Here is an 18,433-nt window from a genome sequence, read left to right as displayed (position 1 = left end):
CTATGTGTTTATGGAATACAAATTAATCCCCTTGACCTCCATCAGCACAAGCACGGCAAAAAAGAGTAAAAGTCCCGCACAAGCACCGCTGAAACGAATCAGCTCGCGCCATTTTCGTTTCCGAATTGCCGGCACCCAGTTCATGGAAACCGAGCCCAACACCGGCAATCCGGCGATTTCCCGCAATTGCTGAGTCGAAACGAGGGTGGGACGCAATAAAGCCAGTAAGACGGGCAAACCCACCCCGATCACGAAACCGCCGCCCAGCACCCCCGCCGACAAGAGAATACGGTTCGGCGCCGACGGCTTGGAAGGTACTTGCGGGGGGTCGACCACTCGGAATTTAATCGTATCGGTGTTTTGCTCCACGCTTTCGGAGAGCCTGGCCTGCTCTCGGCGCGCCAACAGGGCCTCATAGTTCTTTCTGATGGTGCCGTAATCACGGTTCAAATCTTTCAATTGCGTTTCTACCTTTAGACGCGAATCCATCTGTTCCTTGAGTTTTTGAATCCGATTTTCGTAACTATTCACCCGCGCCTGCAATGATGCTACGTTGGCCTCGGCCTCGCTAAGGGTGATTTTCATCTGCTGAAAAACCGGGTTCGTTTCGCCACCCGCTCCCACGCTCTCCATGAACGATCCTTCTCCCATGGCACGCTCTTCCTGTTCCGCCTGCTGTTTTTTCAACTGGGCGATGCGGCGCTTTAACGTGATCACCTCCGGATGACGATCGGTATATTTGAGGAGCATTTCATCCATGCGCGCCTGAAGGGACTGGATTTCAGTTTCCAGCGGGCTGAGGGCTTGTCCGAATTCCATGAACATGGGTTCCTCGCTTTCCAACTGGCTGGCGATTTGATCGCGGCGATTGATCGCCTCCTGCACAGCCAGCTTGGCCTCTTCCAACTCGGCATGGGCCGTTTGCAATTGACTGTAAAGATCTCCTCCCTGTTTTGGAAGCAAGCCGTAATTCTCGCGCTTGAAGCTCTCGATTCTCGCTTCCGCCGCCTGCAAGCGGCGCTCGTATTCCTTGATCTGCTGATCCAGAAATCTTTGCGCATTGTCCGAATCCCGCCGGGCCTCACCCAAGGCTTGTTCCACGAACACGGTCAACATCGACTGCACCAATCGCTTGGCCAGTTGGGGATCGTCGTCGTCGGCGCTGATGGTAAAGATATTGGTCTGGCGGGCGCTATTGATACTGAGGGATGATTCCAGGCGATTGACAATGGCTTCCATGGCTTTTTCATCCTTGGCGGCCAAATCCAGATCGGTCATGCGCGCGATTTTCTCCAGATTCGGGCGGGTAAACAGCAGTCGGGTCATGAGCCGGACCTGTCCGCTCACATCCGGTTCGATGGTCAGGCCATGCAGCAAAGGACGTAGAATGGAGCGGGTATCCACGAAGACCTTGGCTTCGGCTCGGTATTGATCCGGCATCTGGGAGACAAACACCCAGCCTGCGATACAAACCATCCAGGCAACCAAAACCCCCCACCATTTGTAGCGGCTGGCAACCTTCAGATAACCCAGTGCTTCTTGCAGCAATTCATACATAACCGCCTCCGCGATTAGAAAAACGCCTCGGGAACGATCAAGATATCGCCCGGCAGCATGTCGACATTGGCGGTAATATCCCCGTCCTCGATCAAATCGTCGATCCGAACATTGAACTGGCGCTGTTCCCCGTTGATCCAACGAACCAGCGTCGCCCGATTGCCTGCCGCGAATTCGGTCAAACCACCCACTTGGATCATCAGATCAAGCAAGGTCATGTGCTCTCGATAAGGCACCGCTTGGGGATTGGCCGCTTCCCCCACCACCCGTATCTGCTCGCTGTAAGGCCCCACGAAACCGGAAACGATCACCGTGACCAAGGGGTTGCGAATATAACGAGCCAATTCCCCTTCGATATCCCGAGCCAATTGATAAGGGGTTTTACCGGTGGCCGGCAATTCCTCCACCAAGGGAGCGGATATTTTGCCGTCGGGACGCACCACCACGGTACGAGTAATTTCCGGATTTCCCCAAACAAACATTTCCAGGGAATCTCCCGGACCGATGATGTAGGTATAATCGGCCGGAGGTTCGGCGCGAGGGTTTAAGGGTGGATAGGGACTGCACCCATACAAAACGATCAGTAGGACAGCCAAAAAGCCAGCGAACTTGAATTTCCGGAAACACGGTTTATTTTTCTCCACTGCCTAACTCCTCAGCACCGCAGTTGGTTGGATCCATCTAAATTTAGCAAAGAATTCAGAAATAACTATATTTTTATACATCCCGGTCTAGAAAGGCAGCGATTCGTTCCACGCCTTCTCGCAGCGCTTCCAGCTCCACGGTATAGGCAAATCGGACATACGCGGATGCCCCTGCGCGACCGAAATCGCAGCCGGGAGTCACCGCCACGCCAGCCCTATCGAGTAGCGCCAAGGCAAACCGATAGCTGTCGGCGGTAAAATCGGAACAATCGGCATAAAGATAAAATGCCCCCCGAGGCTTGCCCCCCATCTTGAACCCTAGCGAACACAAGGCATCGTATAAGAAATCCCGTCTATCTTCAAACCTGCGCCGCCTTGCTTCCAGAATATCCAAAGTACGGGGCTCGAAAGCCGCCAAGGCGGCGTACTGGGAATGGGTCGGCGCGGAAATGAAAATATTCTGGGCGACACGTTCCGCCGCGTCAATAAATGCTTCCGGCACCACCAGCCAACCGAGCCGCCAACCCGTCATCCCGAAATATTTGGAAAAGCTGTTCACCACGAACACCCTCTCGGCGACCTCCAGAGCCGACACACATCGTCCGCCGTGATACTCCAAACCGTGGTAGATTTCATCCGAAATCAAAAAACCGTTTTTTGACGCTACTGCTCGGCAAATGCGAGCCAGTTCATCCGGATCGATAACGGTTCCCGTGGGATTGGCCGGCGAAGCCAACCAAACCCCGACCGTTTCCGGCCGCCAATACTCCCGAACCAGGGTTTCCGTAAGATGAAATCTTGTGTCCGCCGTCACCGGCACCGCATCCGGAATGCCACCGAACAAATGCACGAAATGCCGGTTGCACGGATAACCGGGGTCGGTCATCAACACCCGTTTTCCGGATTCCAGCAGAAGCGACAAGGCCAGCAAAAATGCGCCCGAAGCACCGGGGGTCAAAAACACCCTCTCCGGGGCAATTCGAATGCCGTAACGTTGGCGATAAAACGCAGCGATTGCCTCGCGAAGTTGGGGCAATCCGGCGGCAGGCGTATACTGAACCCGGCCTTTGGCAATCGTTTCCATCCCTGCTTGTGCGATGGGGTCGGGCGTGGGAAAATCCGGTTCTCCGATCTCCATGTGAACGACGCTTGTTCCTTGGGCCTCCAGTGCCCGGGCTCTTGCCAAGAGCTCCATGACAATAAAAGGCCGGATGGATTCGAGTCTGGTCAAATACGGTTGCAAGGGAAACTCTCCCGAAACGGATAAGTCAAAGATAATCTATTATAAGTTGGTATTTCGGCCGAAAAAGAATTGCGCAATGTTTGCGTATCTGGTAAAAGTTCGCGTTTTCCAAAATCAAGGTTCTATATCCATGGCGACCGCACAAGAAGACCCCAACAAAACCAATCCGTACGCCTTCAAGCCTTACCAGCCTGTGGAAGGCGAGGAATATATGAATCCGGCCCAGTTGGAGCATTTCCGCAAAATTTTGCGTGGCTGGAAGTCTCAATTGATGGAAGAGGTGGACCGAACCCTCCATCACATGCAGAACGACGCCGCCAACTTTCCCGACCCCACCGATCGGGCCACCCAGGAATCCGAGTTCAGCCTGGAGCTGCGCACCCGCGACCGGGAACGCAAGCTGATCAAGAAGATCGACGAGGCACTGGAACGGATCGAAACCGCCGACTATGGTTTTTGCGAAACCTGCGGCGTGGAAATCGGTCTCAGGCGCCTGGAAGCTCGGCCCACCGCCACCCAGTGCATCGACTGCAAGACTTTGGATGAATTGCGCGAAAAGCAAATGGGTTGAACCGCGCACTTTATGCAAACCGCCTCAAGCAACTACCGAGGCCGTTTTGCTCCGTCCCCCACCGGCTCCCTTCATCCGGGATCTCTTCTGACCGCCCTGGCCAGCTTTCTGCAAGCGCGTTCAAGAAGCGGCCAGTGGCATCTCCGGATCGACGACCTCGACACCCCGCGTTGCGTCCCCGGCGCCGCAGACGCCATCCTGCGGACGTTAGAACGTTTCGGGCTTTTCTGGGACGGCCCCGTGGTTTATCAAAGTCGAATGCAGGCCGCCTACGACGAGGCTTTGACACAGTTGGAGCGGGAAGGACGGATTTATCCCTGCGTTTGCAGCCGCAAATCACTCAAAGGAATGAGCGCCTACCCCGGACACTGCCGCGACCGCCCTATCGACTGCAACCGTCCTCACGCCTTGCGAGTCAAAACAAGCGCTTGTCCCGTCACCTTCAGAGACCGGTTGCAAGGCGAACAATCCTATAACCTGGCCGCCCATGGCGGCGATTTCGTGGTCCGGCGCCGGGATCGGATCATCGCGTATCAGCTCGCGGTGGTGATCGACGACGCCCGACAGCACATCACGGAGATTGTGCGGGGCTGCGATCTTCTTTCCTCTACCCCGCGCCAGATCCATCTCCAACAACTGCTGGGATTAACCACGCCCGCCTATTGCCACCTTCCGGTGTTGGAAAATCGGGCCGGTCAAAAACTCAGCAAACAGACCGGCGCCCCGAGCGTGGAAAACACCGCCCCCGGCCCTTTGCTCTGCCAATTGCTCGCTTGGCTCGGGCACCCCCCGCCGGAGGAACTTCAACCAGCGCCACCGGAGGACATCCTGCCTTGGGCCATCGCTCACTGGCAACCGGAGCGCCTGCCTCGACGGACCCGGATCACTGTAATATCCTAGGAGAAATTAAAAAAGCCATCCTAATTAATTAGGATGGCTTTAAAAAACCGATGAGGAGTCCGCATGAGCCAAGCCAAGATTTATCCGGTCCCGCCCGAAATCGAAACCCGTGCCCACATGAGTGCCGACCGATACCGCCGGCTTTATGCCCGTTCCTTGAGCGACCCCGACGGCTTTTGGGCCGAACAAGCCGAGCGTTTCGTGAGCTGGGATCAGCCTTGGAAAACCGTCTCCGACTGGGATTTCAACCGAGTCCACATCCGCTGGTTCGAAGGCGGCCGATTGAATGCCTGCTTCAACTGCTTGGATCGTCACTTGGAAAGTCGGGGCGATGAGACCGCGATCATCTGGGAAAGCGACGATCCCGCCCACAGCCGTTCCCTTAGCTACCGCGAACTGCACGAGGAAGTTTGCAAGTTCGCCAACGTTCTCAAACAACACGGCGTCGCCAAGGGCGACCGGGTTTGCATCTACCTTCCCATGATTCCGGAAGCCGCCGTCGCCATGCTCGCCTGCGCCCGGATCGGCGCGATTCACTCGGTAGTCTTCGGCGGGTTTTCCGCGGACGCCCTGCGCGACCGGATTCGAGATGCCGAGGCCCATACCTTGATCACCGCCGACGCGGGTTTGCGCGGCGGCAAACACGTTTCCCTGAAAGCCAATGCCGACCAAGCCCTTTCCCAATGCCCCGGGGTAACCCACGTCATCGTCGTGCGGCGCAGCGGCACCGATGTCTCTTGGCAGGAAGGCCGGGATATCTGGTATCACGAAGCCATGGCATCGGCCGCCCCCCAATGCGAACCCGAAATCATGGACGCCGAGGACCCCTTGTTTATCCTGTACACCTCGGGATCCACCGGCAAACCCAAGGGCGTACTCCACACCACCGGAGGGTATTTGGTGTACGCGACCATGACCCATCATTACGTATTCGACTATCACGAAGGCGAGGTGTATTGGTGCACCGCCGACGTGGGCTGGATCACCGGCCACACCTATCTCGTCTACGGCCCCTTATGCAACGGCGCGGTCACGGTCATGTTCGAAGGAGTTCCCATGTGGCCCGAGCCGGATCGGTTCTGGCAGGTGGTGGACAAGCACCGGGTCAACATTTTCTATACCGCCCCCACCGCCATCCGCGCACTGATGCGGGTGGGGGACGAATACGTCGGGCGCACCTCGCGCCGCTCCTTGCGCCTGCTGGGGAGTGTCGGCGAACCGATCAACCCGGAAGCCTGGGAATGGTACCACCGGGTCGTGGGAGAAAGCCGCTGCCCCGTGGTCGATACCTGGTGGCAGACCGAAACCGGCGGCATTCTGATCACTCCCTTGCCCGGAGCCACTCCGCTTAAACCCGGCTCCGCCACCCTGCCTTTCTTCGGAATCGAGCCGGTTATCCTCGACGACAAGAACAACGAACTTCAAGGCTCCGCCGAAGGGATACTCGCCTTGAAGCGTTCCTGGCCCGGCCAGGCGCGCACCTTGTACAAAAATCACGAGCGATTCGTGGAGACCTACTTCAAGCCGTTTCCCGGCCATTACTTCACCGGTGACGGGGCGCGCCGCGACGAGGACGGTTACTATTGGATCACCGGCCGGGTGGACGACGTCCTCAACGTCTCCGGCCACCGCTTGGGAACGGCCGAGATCGAAAGCGCCTTGGTCGCCCACCCGGATGTGGCGGAGGCCGCCGTGGTGGGATACCCCCACGACATCAAAGGACAAGGCATCTATGCCTACGTGATTCCAAAACGAGGCGTCGAGACGGGTCCCGAACTCGCCCAGTCCCTGGTGGATCTGGTCAACCGGGAAATCGGCCCCATCGCCAAACCGGACGCGATCCAGTTCGCACCGGATCTTCCCAAGACCCGCTCCGGCAAAATCATGCGCCGGATTCTTCGCAAAATCGCCTCGCAGCAGATCGACCAACTGGGCGACACTTCGACCCTGGCCGATCCTTCCGTCATCGATCACTTGCTCGAAAATCGCGCCTTCAAAAAAAGCAACCCCACATAGGAGCGGATGAGGGGCGGCGAAAAACGCCGCCCGCAAGCTCACATCTCCTGAAACCTCGCCACGTTCATCGCGAAGCGATGTTTTTCCGCATCCTCCAATTGGAGTAGATTGTTAAGAATCTCCTGCACGGGAGGATCGTCGATTTCGTTCAAGGATTCCCGGTAAAGCTCGATCAAGGCATCCTCGAACTCCATCACCACCTTGACGATCTCTTCCAAGGACATATCGGGATGTATCTTCAGGGACTGAAGCTTCGTTTCGATCCGGGAGTCCGGCGGATAGGGCAACCACAGATCCAGAATGTGCGGCTGGGTGTTTTCCTCGAACCGGTTCAAACTGGCGGCCATTTCCCCCTCGTGACGTTGCAGATATTCCAGCAACAATTTCAGGCGGGCGTTGTGCTCCTCGCTTTCCATTTTCTCCGCCATCCGCTTCATTTCGGCATGGAGATGACTGCCGAACGCCAATACGTCCCTGACTTGTTTGAGTTGATAGACTTGCTTTTTCATGACTCCTCCTTACATCAAAGATGATTGACTTGGATAAGGAGTATACCCCTCCCCTTAAGACCGGTCTAAGAATGCCGGCTTGGCCGAGGATCGGAAGTTTTATGTTAAGATAATCAATCTTATTGACTGTCTTCCCGGCGCAAAATTCGGACGATTCATGACCGAGTACAAACTAACCCATTTGAAGGAACTGGAAGCCGAGAGCATCCATATCATCCGCGAAGTGGCGGCCGAATTCGATAATCCGGTGATGCTCTACTCCATCGGCAAGGATTCCTCGGTGATGTTGCACCTGGCCCAAAAAGCCTTCCATCCGGGCAAACCACCGTTTCCCTTGATGCATGTGGACACCACCTGGAAATTCCAGGAAATGTACCAGCTGCGCGACCGGATCGCCGAGGAATTCGAGCTGCTCGTTCACAAAAACCCGGAAGCCGAAGCCTTGGGCATCAACCCTTTCGATCACGGCAGCCAAAAACACACCGACATTTGGAAAACCGAAGGGCTCAAGCAAGCCCTGACCAAATACGGTTTCGACGCCGCCTTCGGCGGCGCCCGCCGGGACGAGGAAAAATCCCGCGCCAAGGAAAGAATCTACTCCTTCCGCGACCGGAATCACCGCTGGGACCCCAAGAATCAACGCCCGGAACTCTGGAACATTTACAACGGCAAGATCAACAAGGGCGAAAGCATCCGCGTCTTCCCTCTATCCAACTGGACCGAACTGGACGTCTGGCTCTATATTTATTTGGAAAACATTCCCATCGTCCCGCTCTATCTCGCCAAGGAAAGACCGGTGGTCTGGCGGGATGGCACCTGGATCCTGGTGGATGACGAACGCATGCGCCTCCATGCCGACGAGCGTCCCCAGATGAAGCGAGTGCGCTTCCGAACCCTGGGCTGCTATCCGCTGACCGGCGCGATCGAATCCGAGGCGACCACCCTGCCCGAAATCATCCAAGAGATGCTTTTGGCCCGTACCTCGGAACGTCAAGGGCGTCTGATCGATCACGATCAGGCCGGTTCCATGGAAGACAAAAAACGCGAAGGGTATTTCTAATGGCGAACGACACGATGAGCAATCCCGTGGAATCCCTGATCCAGACGGATATCGAGGCTTATCTGCACCAACACGAACACAAGGAGCTCTTGCGTTTCCTCACCTGCGGCAGCGTGGACGACGGCAAGAGCACCTTGATCGGACGCCTGCTCCACGACACGCAGATGATCTATGAGGACCACCTCCAGGCCCTCAAGAAGGACAGCGACCGCATCGGCACCACCGGGGACGAATTGGATCTGGCCCTGCTGGTGGACGGCCTTCAGGCCGAGCGCGAACAAGGCATCACCATCGACGTGGCCTATCGCTATTTCTCCACCGAGAAACGCAAATTCATCATCGCCGACACCCCCGGCCACGAACAATACACCCGCAATATGGCCACCGGCGCCTCCACTTGCGATCTGGCGGTGATTTTGGTCGACGCGCGCAAAGGAGTGCTCACTCAAACCCGGCGGCACAGCTTCATCGCCTCCTTGCTGGGAATCAAACACATCGTGGTGGCGGTCAACAAGATGGATCTGATGGAATACCGCCAGGATGTATTCGACGCGATTCGCCGGGATTATCTCACCTTCAGCGACAAGCTGAATCTACCCGATATCCGCTTCATCCCCCTCTCCGCGCTCAAAGGCGACAACGTGGCGGGCCCCAGCCCCAACATGCCTTGGTACAGCGGTCCCTCCATGCTGGAAATCCTCGAGACGGTGGAAATCGCCAAGGACCAGAACTTCCAGGATGCGCGCTTTCCGGTGCAATACGTCAATCGCCCCAATCTGGACTTCCGCGGTTTCAGCGGCACCCTTGCCGCAGGCGTGCTGCATCCCGGCGATGAAATCGTCGTACTGCCTTCCGGACAAAAAAGCCGCGTTCGACAAATCGTGACTTTCGACGGCGATGTAGACAAAGCTTTTCCGCCGATGGCGGTCACCTTGACCTTGGAAGACGAAATCGACGTGAGCCGCGGCGATATGATCGCGCGCACCGACGCTCTGCCCCATGTGGCCGACCGTTGCCAGGCGCACATCGTTTGGATGACCGACAAACCCCTGATTCCGGGGCGCCAATACCTGATCAAGCAAGCCACCCGCACCGTCACTGGATCGGTGTCGCGAATTCTGCATCAGATCGACATCAACACCTTGGACAAAGGCAGCGCCGAAGCGCTCCAAATGAACGAGATCGGCCTGTGCGAGATGGCTTTCAATGCGCCGCTGGCGTTCGATCCTTATAAAAAATGCAAGGGCACCGGCGCGTTCATTCTGATCGACCGGCTGACCAATATCACCGTCGGCGCCGGCATGATCACTTCGATCGCCGAAACCGAAGGCGCTCGCCGCCCGGTGACCCCGGAAGAGCGCGCCACCCGTTTCGGCCAAGCGCCCTCGGTGATCGCCTTAACCGGCATCGGCGCGCCGGATTTGGCCTATCAATTGGAGCGCCGTCTGTTCGATACCGGGCATGCCGCGACCGTCCTGGATGGGCGCAGCCTACCGGAAGTCAGCGAAAACGTCGCTCAAGCCCTCACCCACGCCGGCCTGATCGTGCTCTGGCCCCAAACCGACACCGCTCCGGCAACAGCCGAAGGGCTGACCTTGGATGCGGACAATCTCGACTTGGAACAAGCCTTGAATCTTCTCAAGGCGGAACGGATCCTGCGCTAGCCGGCACGGGTTTCCAAGCCCATAGGGGACGGTGGATTTGCCGCCATCCCCTCACATCAACTCCATTCGCGCCGACTCGAACTTGAAGCGCGCCGTCGGTTGCGGTGTTGAATACGTGGGCATGGATCTTCCGGTAACGGTCCACGATTTCCGGCCGCGGGAAATCGAAGCGATTGCGATAACCGCTCGAAATAAACACATAATCCGGCTGAACCTTCCTCAAAAACGGCCAAGAAGACGAAGTGGTGCTGCCATGGTGAGGAGCGATCATGAGCGGTGACTCAAGGGCGGAACCGTACCGGTTCACCAACGCCGTTTCTCCGGCCTGCTCTATGTCGCCGGGGAGCAGAACACTCCCTCCCCCGGCTTCGATTTTCAGCACACAGGAACGATCATTTTCACTTTCCGCACTGCCTGAGTGCTCCGGCCACAGCATGGTGAATCGTACGCCATTCCAAAGCCACTCCTGGCCGGATCGGCATGGCGCCACATTCGGGAGGGAAAACAACTCCTCCGCGCTGGTCAAGGCACGGGCGGGATAATGGCGGAGCAATCCCGCCAGTCCGCCGCTGTGATCGCTATCGCCGTGGCTAACGATGATCTTATCCAAATGGCGCCGACCACGCTGCTGAAGGAAGGGAGCGATAATGTCGGCGCCGGCATCGAAGCGTTCGCTGAAACGGGGACCGGTATCGAATACCAAGGCGTGATCGGCCGTTTCCACCACCACCGACAACCCTTGACCCACCTCTAGAACGGTCAACCAAAGTTCGCCGGTGTCAGGACGAGGCGCCGACACCCATACCAGGGGGAGCAGGAAAACCCCGCCCAGCCAGCGCCCCGGCAGTCCCCGGGGGGCCAAGAGCCATCCCAGCCCCAGCAAGACCAGCGGCAGACTCCAAAGAGGAGGCGCAACCGTGGACCAAACCACGCCGGGCAATTCGGCCAGCCAAGCGAGCCCCCACCAAAGCCAATCCAATACCCGGGCTCCCAGCGCCAACAAGATGGAACCCACATCCGGCAGCCACATACCTCCGATACCACCCAACAACACCCACGGAACCACGCCGAACGTCATTATCGGAACCGCGAACAGATTCGCCAATGGCGCGGCCCAGCCCACCTGCTTGAAGAAAAAAACCAGGAAAGGCGCCAAACCTACCAACAAATATCCTTGCACCCGCAGCAGCGGCCGGCGCGGTCGCCGCAGGCGTCCCGACAGCGCAAACAGAATCCATCCCACCGCCCCGAAAGACAGCCAGAACCCCGGGGTCAACGGGGCCAAAGGATCGATCAGACATACCGTCAGCAACGCCAGTCCCAAGGGTTGCCAAGGACCTGAACGCCGACGCCAAAGCACCGCGCCAAACCCGACCCCCAGCATAATCAAGGCCCGTTGAGTCGGCACCGAAAACCCGGCCAGTGCCGCATAACCGACTGCGCCGGGCAATGCCAGCAATACCCCCGCTTGATCGCTCCCCAGCCGCCAATGTCCTAAGCGGAGCCAGAAGCTACGCCCCAACCAAAACAGGAGGCCGGCCACCAAACCCACATGCAAACCGGAAATCGCCACCAGATGGGCGGTGCCGGTGCGGCGCAAAACCGCCCATTGCTCCTCGTCGATTCCTTCCCGAACGCCCACCGCCAATGCTTTCACAACCCCACGATACGGCGACCCGCCGAGGGTGTCGTCGATATAATCGGCCAAATGTTGGCGCAGACCGGCCAATCCACCGCTTTCGGTCAACAACCGGTTCGGCCCGCGACTTCGAACATAACCGGTGGCGCCGATATGATGGGTGAACAACCAACGTTCGTAATCGAAGCCGCCCGGATTGGCAAAACCGTGCGGACGCTTTAATCGGACTTGAAGTTGCCAGCTTTGACCGGCCTCGAGCCGGGGCCTTCCATACCAACTCAAACGGAGAAGTTCAGGAAACCCCCTTTCCGCGGCTCGATCGTCCACTTTGAAGTTGAAACGCCAGCCCCATGGCCGCTTGACCGGCAGGCCTTCGATGCGTCCGGTAACGATTGAATCCCGCCCTTCCAGCCCCGGTTCTAAAGGGTGCCAATGCCACTGCACATAGGTTGAAACCCAAACGAAACCCGCCAGGATCCATAGCACCGGCCAATTCCGGCGCCAAACCAAGACCATCCCTAGCGTGATCCCCAACGCCGCCAACCATTCCCAGCCGAGCGGCTCGGAGAGCAGGAATATTCCCGCCTCGCCCAACAAAAAGCCGGGACCGGCCCAATGCATCACCGCTGAGGCGACTTAGATCAGCCCCGGAAACAAGCCCATCAAACCGTCGGCGATGATTTGTATGCCGATGGCCGCCAGCAATAAGCCGACGATTTTCATCAAGATTTTGCCTCCGTTCGCCCCGAGATAATCCCCGATGGACTCTCCTTTCCGGAGCACCCACCAGATCAAGCCCGCCAATGTCGCCACCGCCACGGTCAAAATCATTCGCCCCCCGAAATCTCCCGCTTGGTCGGCATAAATCACACCCAAGCTGATGGCGCCCGGACCCGCCATAATGGGAATCGCCAAGGGGACAAAGGCGACGCTTTCCGAACCGCTCTCCTCCTTGGAATCGGCAAGTGGCATGACGTTGCGCCGCGAGTAAATCATGGCAATCGCGGTCATCAAGATCATAATCCCGCCCCCGACCCGAAAAGCCGGCAAACCCACATCGAACAAACCCAAGACCAATTCGCCCAGCCATATCGCCGCCAACAAGATAACCGTCATGGTCAAAGTTGCGGTCCGGGCGATGGCATGGCGCTCCGCAAGCGGACGATCCACGGTCAACGCGACGAAATTGGCCAATACGTCCAAGGGATTGACGATGATCAAAAAACTAAAAAACGCCTTCAGAAAAAACAACATTCCCGTCTCCTATCCGCTGATATGGGGTAACAAACCCGCTTTTACGGGGAACCTACCCCCGTCAAAATCGAACATATGTTTGTAAGCGTTTCAGGATAAAATTATGCGTATTCACCGCCACGATTAACAATCACACTTAGGTAGAATATCCGTACGTTTGATCGAAAAAAATCCCTATGCCGAAAAAATTCTTTCAACGCCTCATGCCGGAACATCACGTCATCAAGGAACATAAACATTTGCAGTTCCTCGGTGAGCATTTGCATAACCCCAATTTATGGCATCTGAATCGCCGTTCGGCGGCACTTGCCGTCGCCGTGGGATTTTTTTGCATGTATCTGCCGATTCCCGGGCAAATGATCGTGGCGGCGTTTCTCGCCTTCTTGATTGGAGCCAACCTACCCTTGTCGGTGGTATTGGTGTGGATCACCAACCCCCTGACGATGCCCCCCATGTTTTACGCCGCCTACAAGATGGGCGCCTGGATTATGGGCGCTCCAAGACAGGTAGAACAAAATATCGATCCGGAAATCTTCACGCTGGGAAAAGCGCTGCATAACCTGGGAGACATCTGGTGGCCCCTGCTGCTGGGAAGCCTGATTTTCGGGACCATTCTGTCCGCGGTCGGTTATGTGGGGGTGCGGCTCCTATGGCGATGGATGATGATTCAACGGTGGCGCAAGCGTCAGCAACGGAGCTAGGTGTTTAGTCGGCGGGGCATAGGCGGCCTTCCTCCAGACGGAGGATTAGATCCATGCGATCGGCCAAATCCCGGTCGTGGGTGACCACCAGAAAGGCGACTCCGTACTCTCGATTCAATTCCAGCATCAAACGGTAGACCCTATCCGCCGTTTTGCTGTCCAGATTGCCCGTGGGTTCGTCCGCCAGGACACAGCGGGGACGGGTTACCAAGGCCCGGGCCACTGCCGCGCGCTGCCGTTCGCCCCCGGATAATTCGCCCGGTTTGTGATACATTCGTTTATCCAATCCCACCCGGGCGAGAATTTCCACCGCTCGATCCCGCCCTTCGTTGATCGCCGCTCCGCCGATCAAAAGCGGCATGGCGACATTCTCCAGCACCGTGAACTCGGGCAACAGGTGATGAAATTGATAAACGAATCCCAGGGTTTGATTGCGCCTGCGGCTCAACGCGCGTTCCCCCAAGCGGGCAATATCGATATTTTCCCATCGCACCGTCCCGGCACTCGGACGCTCCAATCCACCCAGCAGATGAAGCAGGGTACTTTTGCCGGAACCGGAAGCGCCCATGATGGCGATCCGCTGACCCGGCTCCACTTGCAAATCGACCCCGTTGAGCACCGCCACTTCCAATGGCCCCTGCCGATACTGCTTGACCAGTCCTTGGCAAGATAAAACCGGCACTTTCAGGGCGGAAGTTTTCGATTCACTCATAGCGCAATTCCTCGGCCGGTTTCACCTTGGCCGCATGCCAGGCCGGATACAAGGTCGCCATCAAGGTCAGCAGAAAAGCCATCCCGCTGATCCGCCAAACATCCTCCCAATGAAGCTCCGAGGGCAGTTCGCTGATGTAGTACACGTCCGCGGCCAGAAAATGCACGCCGAAAAGACGCTCTATGGCCGGCACCAGCGTCTCCACATTCAGCGCCAGGGCCACCCCGCCGACCACCCCAGCCAGGGTCCCCACCAATCCGATAATCGAGCCCAGCAGGATGAACACCCCCATCACCGCTCCCGGGGTCATGCCTTGGGTGCGCAAAATGGCGATATCGGCACGTTTGTCGGTCACCACCATCACCAGGGTGGAAACGATATTGAATGCCGCCACCGCCACGATCAGGAGCAAGATGATGAACATGACGGTTTTCTCCATCCGAATGGCCTTGAAAAAATTGCTGTGAAGCCGGGTCCAATCGGTCACGAAATAGTTGCGGTCCAACCGACGGGTCAGGGCTTCGGCGACCTTTGGTGCGGCGAACACGTCGTCCAGTTTCAATCGCAAACCGCTGACCGCGTCCTCCAAGCGCAACAACTTGGCCGCATCGGCCAGATGCACTAAAACCATGTTGCGATCGTACTCGTACATCCCCACTTCAAAGAATCCCATTACGGTAAAGCGTTTCAGCCGAGGCAAAATACCGGCCGGGGTTGTGGTCATTCGGGGGGTGATCACCGTGACTTTGTCGCCTCGGGAAACGCCCAGATAACGGCCGAGTTCGGCTCCCAGGATGATTCCGTATTCCCCCGGCTGCAGCGCTTGCAAATTCCCCTCAGCGATATGCTCCACCACCGCCGATACCTGGTGCTCGCGCCCCGGAAACACGCCTCGCAACAGGGTGCCCGAAACCCGGCGCTGAAAGGTGACCATCACCTGGCCCTCGACGAACGGTGCGGTTCCGGTGAGATCCTCCAGGCCTTGCAATCGCTTGGCCAAGCCTTGCCAGTTCCGGAGTTGACCATCGAACCCCGTGACCGTCACGTGGGCGGTCATTCCCAAAATACGCCGACGCAGTTCGGATTCAAATCCGTTCATCACCGACAAAACCGTAATCAGGGCGGTGACCCCCAGGGTGATGCCCAGTACCGAAGTCAGGGTAATAAAAGAGATAAAATGGGTTCGTTTCTTCGCCCGCGTATAACGCAGGGCGAGGAAAAGGGTCAACGGTTTGAACATGGATTGGAATTATTTTTTTTGGCAGGCGGGACAAAGGCCGTAGAGAATCAGGCTGTGATCCTGGAGCTGATAACCCAATTCCGTGGCGATTTTTTTCTGACGCTGCTCGATTTTCTCGTCCGCAAACTCGTCCACCCGACCGCACTTGAGGCAGACGATATGGTCGTGATGGCAACCGCGGTTGAGTTCAAATACGGAGTTGCCGCCTTCGAAATAATGCCGGCGGACCAGTCCCGCCGCCTCGAATTGGGTCAGGACCCGGTATACCGTGGCCAAGCCAATTTTTTCTCCCTCATCCAGGAGGATTTTATAGACATCTTCCGCACTCAAATGATGCTGGGACTCTTGCTGCCGTTCCAGGATTTCCAGTATCCGCATTCGCGGCAGCGTTACCTTGAGACCGACGTTTCTAAGATCTTGTGATTCCACGCTAGCTCCCCTAACGATTTTCGCGGCCGAAAACCACCATGCAAACCCGATGACGATCAAGTATCATTTGACCCTCGCGGGGCAATGAACACAATTCAATGGGAAAGCATCTCATTCTTATTACCTCCTTTGCAAGTCTGGTTTTAACCGGCTGTGCCTATAAAATCGACGTGCAACAAGGCAACGTCATCACCCAGAAGCAGGTCAACCAATTGCGACCGGGGATGACTCCGGACCAGGTACGCTATGTTCTGGGAACCCCGTTGCTCCGGGATCCATTTCATCCCCGACGCTGGGATTACGTCTATAGTCTCCAAGAAGGCGGCGGCAGCCGCCAAATGCAATATCTGACCCTATTGTTCGACGCCGATCAGACGCTCAAGGGGCTACACGGCGATTTTCGCCCCCACCCCAAGGCGGGACTGGAAGCGTCCGAGGTCACCACGGTGGAGGTTCCTCCACGCAAAATCGAAAAGGGCATTTTCGAACTGCTCGGCGATTTGGTGAAAAACCTGTTCAGTTGATCCGGTAGCGACGCGCTTCCTTGGGATCCATGGTTAACGGCCGGTAAATTTCGACTCGATCCCCCGCCTTCAATTTGCGATCCAAACGGCAAGGGCGTCCGAAAACCCCGACCTTCGCCGCAGTCGGATCGATCTCGGGGAACACCTTGAGAATACCGCTTTCTTCCAGCGCTTCGGCTACGGTCATTCCGGTCGCATAGGGAATCTGAATCAAGCGCTGCGTTTCGGGCAAGGCATAGACCACCTCCACCGTGTCAACCATACAACGATCTCGCTCGCTGGGTGAAAGCATCCACCAATGTCTCGCAAATATGGTTGAATACCGGACCGAAAGCCAACCGCCCCAAGCGGGATGCCATTTCAAACTCGAGATCGAGCGTAATCTTGCTGGCATTCTCGCGCAAGGGCTGGAATCGCCAAACGCCCTCCAGGTGAGTAAACGGCCCGCGCAACAAGGTCATATGGATTTGCCGTCCCGGATCGTTGAAATTGCGGGTGGCAAAGGTCTGTTGAAAGCGTCCGCGGGCGATTTCCAATTCCGCTTCCACCATATTCCCCTCCCGCTTCAAAACCCGACTGGCGCGACACCAGGGTAAAAATTTGGAGTAGGACTCGATATCGTCCACCAAGTCGAACAATAGATCCGCCGAATGACGGACCAAAGCGCTTTTGTGTATTTTCCTCATAGAATTCCCATTGCGTGTAGGTAGCCCTATCATTACCCATCACTCCCGAGCACGAAGCAGGCGCATTCCCTTAATTCGCCGCAAATCCCCATTAAATACGCAAAATACGATAAAATAACAAAATTATGGCACGCAAGAAAAACAAAAAGGACATGGGCGGCAACACCATCGCCCTGAATCGGCAAGCCCGGCACGATTTCTTCATCGAAGAAACCTTCGAGGCGGGTCTCGCACTTGAAGGGTGGGAAGTCAAAAGCCTGCGCGCGGGACGGGCCAACCTGAAGGAAAGCTACGTCCTGATCAAGGATGCCGAGGCTTGGTTGTTCGGCGCCCACATTTCGCCCTTGGCCTCGGCGTCCACCCACATCCATCCGGACCCGACCCGCACCCGCAAGCTCCTCCTGCACAAGAAAGAACTGGCCCGATTGATCGGTCAGGTGGAACGGCGCGGATATACCCTGGTCCCCTTAAAGCTTTATTGGAAAAAAAACCGGATCAAACTGGAAATCGGTCTGGCCAAAGGCAAGAAGCTCTACGACAAACGCGCCACCGAAAAGGAGCGGGATTGGCAGCGGGAGAAACGACGCCTCCTGAAAACAGCGGTCTAGCCTTTTCCGCCCTCCCCCTCCTTCCAGCCTTGCAAACGTATAGGCGCCGCACGTCCGGTTTCCCGAAACCTTCGATAATCGGCCAATACCAGGGCATGATCGAACGCCAAAGCAATCGGCGGTTGGTCGGGGCGAAAGATATCCAGATGCTTGGCATCATCGGCCGCCCGGGGCTCGCCTGCCGCTTCCCCTACATAGACCGCCGTTACCGTGTGGCCGCGAGGATCGCGTCCGGGATCGGAATAGATGCCGAGCAATGCCGCCAAGCGTACGTTCAGACCGGTTTCTTCCCGGGCCTCACGTACCGCGGCGCACTCCACCGTTTCTCCCACATCCACGAAGCCGCCCGGAATCGCCCAGCCGTAAGGGGGATACTTGCGCTCGATCAACACGATGGGCCACTCTGGGCGATCGGATAATTCGATGATCAGATCCGCCGCCAGCAAGGGGGTAATGGGTTTGGTCATATCGCTTTT

General features: G+C 57.1%; 20 protein-coding genes. 8 read left to right on the top strand and 12 right to left on the bottom strand.

Annotated elements, in window-relative coordinates; all coding sequences use genetic code 11:
- From H035_RS0108015 to H035_RS0108005, 3 genes are all read right to left on the bottom strand, one after another.
- The gene (locus tag H035_RS0108015) at positions 1-1,557 is read right to left on the bottom strand and encodes an XrtA system polysaccharide chain length determinant (protein WP_022948474.1); all 1,557 of its coding nucleotides are present in this window, start codon (positions 1,555-1,557) and stop codon (positions 1-3) included.
- A gap of 14 nt (positions 1,558-1,571) precedes the next feature.
- Positions 1,572-2,201, bottom strand: a complete 630-nt coding sequence (locus tag H035_RS0108010) for an XrtA/PEP-CTERM system exopolysaccharide export protein (RefSeq protein WP_022948473.1) — start codon at positions 2,199-2,201, stop codon at positions 1,572-1,574.
- A gap of 73 nt (positions 2,202-2,274) precedes the next feature.
- On the bottom strand, positions 2,275-3,444 hold the full coding sequence (locus H035_RS0108005; RefSeq protein WP_022948472.1) for a pyridoxal phosphate-dependent aminotransferase: 1,170 nt from the start codon (positions 3,442-3,444) through the stop codon (positions 2,275-2,277).
- A 130-nt stretch (positions 3,445-3,574) separates the two neighbouring features.
- Between H035_RS0108005 and dksA the strand changes: the two genes are divergently transcribed.
- The 3 genes from dksA to acs all read left to right on the top strand — a co-directional run bounded on the left by dksA (position 3,575) and on the right by acs (position 6,931).
- Positions 3,575-4,015, top strand: coding sequence for an RNA polymerase-binding protein DksA (gene dksA, locus H035_RS0108000; RefSeq protein WP_026596395.1), 441 nt, complete (start codon positions 3,575-3,577; stop codon positions 4,013-4,015).
- Between the two features lie 12 nt (positions 4,016-4,027).
- Positions 4,028-4,915 carry a tRNA glutamyl-Q(34) synthetase GluQRS gene (gene gluQRS / locus H035_RS0107995; RefSeq protein ID WP_022948470.1) on the top strand — a complete coding sequence of 296 codons (888 nt, stop codon included), beginning with the start codon at positions 4,028-4,030 and terminating at the stop codon, positions 4,913-4,915.
- Positions 4,916-4,978: 63 nt separating this feature from the next.
- Complete coding sequence (gene acs / locus H035_RS0107990) at positions 4,979-6,931, top strand: acetate--CoA ligase (RefSeq protein WP_022948469.1); 1,953 nt, start codon at positions 4,979-4,981, stop codon at positions 6,929-6,931.
- Between the two features lie 38 nt (positions 6,932-6,969).
- Here acs and H035_RS0107985 read toward each other — a convergent pair whose 3' ends face one another.
- Positions 6,970-7,440 (bottom strand): ferritin family protein, encoded by a 471-nt coding sequence (locus tag H035_RS0107985; protein WP_022948468.1) that lies wholly within the window; start codon positions 7,438-7,440, stop codon positions 6,970-6,972.
- A 157-nt stretch (positions 7,441-7,597) separates the two neighbouring features.
- Between H035_RS0107985 and cysD the strand changes: the two genes are divergently transcribed.
- Positions 7,598-8,500: a sulfate adenylyltransferase subunit CysD gene (gene cysD / locus H035_RS0107980; RefSeq protein ID WP_026596394.1), complete on the top strand. Its 903-nt coding sequence runs from the start codon at positions 7,598-7,600 to the stop codon at positions 8,498-8,500.
- Positions 8,500-10,164: a sulfate adenylyltransferase subunit CysN gene (gene cysN, locus H035_RS0107975; RefSeq protein WP_022948466.1), complete on the top strand. Its 1,665-nt coding sequence runs from the start codon at positions 8,500-8,502 to the stop codon at positions 10,162-10,164. The genes cysD and cysN overlap by 1 nt, the downstream gene beginning before the upstream one ends.
- Here the strand turns inward: cysN and H035_RS18795 are convergent.
- Entirely contained in the window at positions 10,139-12,424 is a 2,286-nt protein-coding gene (locus H035_RS18795) for a DNA internalization-related competence protein ComEC/Rec2 (protein WP_022948465.1), read from the bottom strand. The genes cysN and H035_RS18795 overlap by 26 nt on opposite strands.
- A 15-nt stretch (positions 12,425-12,439) precedes the next feature.
- On the bottom strand, positions 12,440-13,057 hold the full coding sequence (locus H035_RS0107965) for a MarC family protein (protein WP_022948464.1): 618 nt from the start codon (positions 13,055-13,057) through the stop codon (positions 12,440-12,442).
- 176 nt (positions 13,058-13,233) lie between these two features.
- On the opposite strand from H035_RS0107965, the gene H035_RS0107960 reads away from it, so the two are divergent.
- Positions 13,234-13,758, top strand: a complete 525-nt coding sequence (locus tag H035_RS0107960) for a DUF2062 domain-containing protein (protein WP_022948463.1) — start codon at positions 13,234-13,236, stop codon at positions 13,756-13,758.
- Between the two features lie 4 nt (positions 13,759-13,762).
- Here H035_RS0107960 and lolD read toward each other — a convergent pair whose 3' ends face one another.
- The 3 genes from lolD to fur are packed head-to-tail and all read right to left on the bottom strand — an operon-like array spanning position 13,763 to position 16,139.
- Complete coding sequence (lolD, locus tag H035_RS0107955; protein WP_152486055.1) at positions 13,763-14,446, bottom strand: lipoprotein-releasing ABC transporter ATP-binding protein LolD; 684 nt, start codon at positions 14,444-14,446, stop codon at positions 13,763-13,765.
- 16 nt (positions 14,447-14,462) lie between these two features.
- Positions 14,463-15,710 carry a lipoprotein-releasing ABC transporter permease subunit gene (locus H035_RS0107950; protein ID WP_022948461.1) on the bottom strand — a complete coding sequence of 416 codons (1,248 nt, stop codon included), beginning with the start codon at positions 15,708-15,710 and terminating at the stop codon, positions 14,463-14,465.
- A 9-nt stretch (positions 15,711-15,719) separates the two neighbouring features.
- Positions 15,720-16,139: a ferric iron uptake transcriptional regulator gene (fur, locus tag H035_RS0107945; protein WP_022948460.1), complete on the bottom strand. Its 420-nt coding sequence runs from the start codon at positions 16,137-16,139 to the stop codon at positions 15,720-15,722.
- Positions 16,140-16,237: 98 nt separating this feature from the next.
- On the opposite strand from fur, the gene H035_RS18790 reads away from it, so the two are divergent.
- A complete protein-coding gene (locus H035_RS18790; protein ID WP_022948459.1) occupies positions 16,238-16,663 on the top strand; it encodes an outer membrane protein assembly factor BamE in 426 nt (141 codons plus the stop codon).
- On the opposite strand, the gene H035_RS0107935 is transcribed toward H035_RS18790, so the two are convergent.
- Together H035_RS0107935 and H035_RS0107930 are read right to left on the bottom strand one after the other, a co-directional pair.
- A complete protein-coding gene (locus tag H035_RS0107935) occupies positions 16,656-16,925 on the bottom strand; it encodes an RnfH family protein (RefSeq protein ID WP_022948458.1) in 270 nt (89 codons plus the stop codon). The genes H035_RS18790 and H035_RS0107935 overlap by 8 nt on opposite strands.
- Positions 16,918-17,349: a type II toxin-antitoxin system RatA family toxin gene (locus H035_RS0107930; RefSeq protein WP_022948457.1), complete on the bottom strand. Its 432-nt coding sequence runs from the start codon at positions 17,347-17,349 to the stop codon at positions 16,918-16,920. Before H035_RS0107930 ends, H035_RS0107935 begins: the two co-directional genes overlap by 8 nt.
- A gap of 125 nt (positions 17,350-17,474) precedes the next feature.
- Between H035_RS0107930 and smpB the strand changes: the two genes are divergently transcribed.
- Entirely contained in the window at positions 17,475-17,957 is a 483-nt protein-coding gene (smpB, locus tag H035_RS0107925; protein WP_022948456.1) for an SsrA-binding protein SmpB, read from the top strand.
- Here the strand turns inward: smpB and H035_RS18785 are convergent.
- On the bottom strand, positions 17,954-18,424 hold the full coding sequence (locus H035_RS18785) for an NUDIX domain-containing protein (protein WP_022948455.1): 471 nt from the start codon (positions 18,422-18,424) through the stop codon (positions 17,954-17,956). The two genes, smpB and H035_RS18785, sit on opposite strands and share 4 nt — an antisense overlap.
- Positions 18,425-18,433 lie beyond the last annotated feature (9 nt).

It is taken from the genome of Methylohalobius crimeensis 10Ki, assembly GCF_000421465.1.
Classification (GTDB): domain Bacteria; phylum Pseudomonadota; class Gammaproteobacteria; order Methylococcales; family Methylothermaceae; genus Methylohalobius; species Methylohalobius crimeensis.
This window is presented reverse-complemented; position numbering and strand designations above follow the sequence as displayed.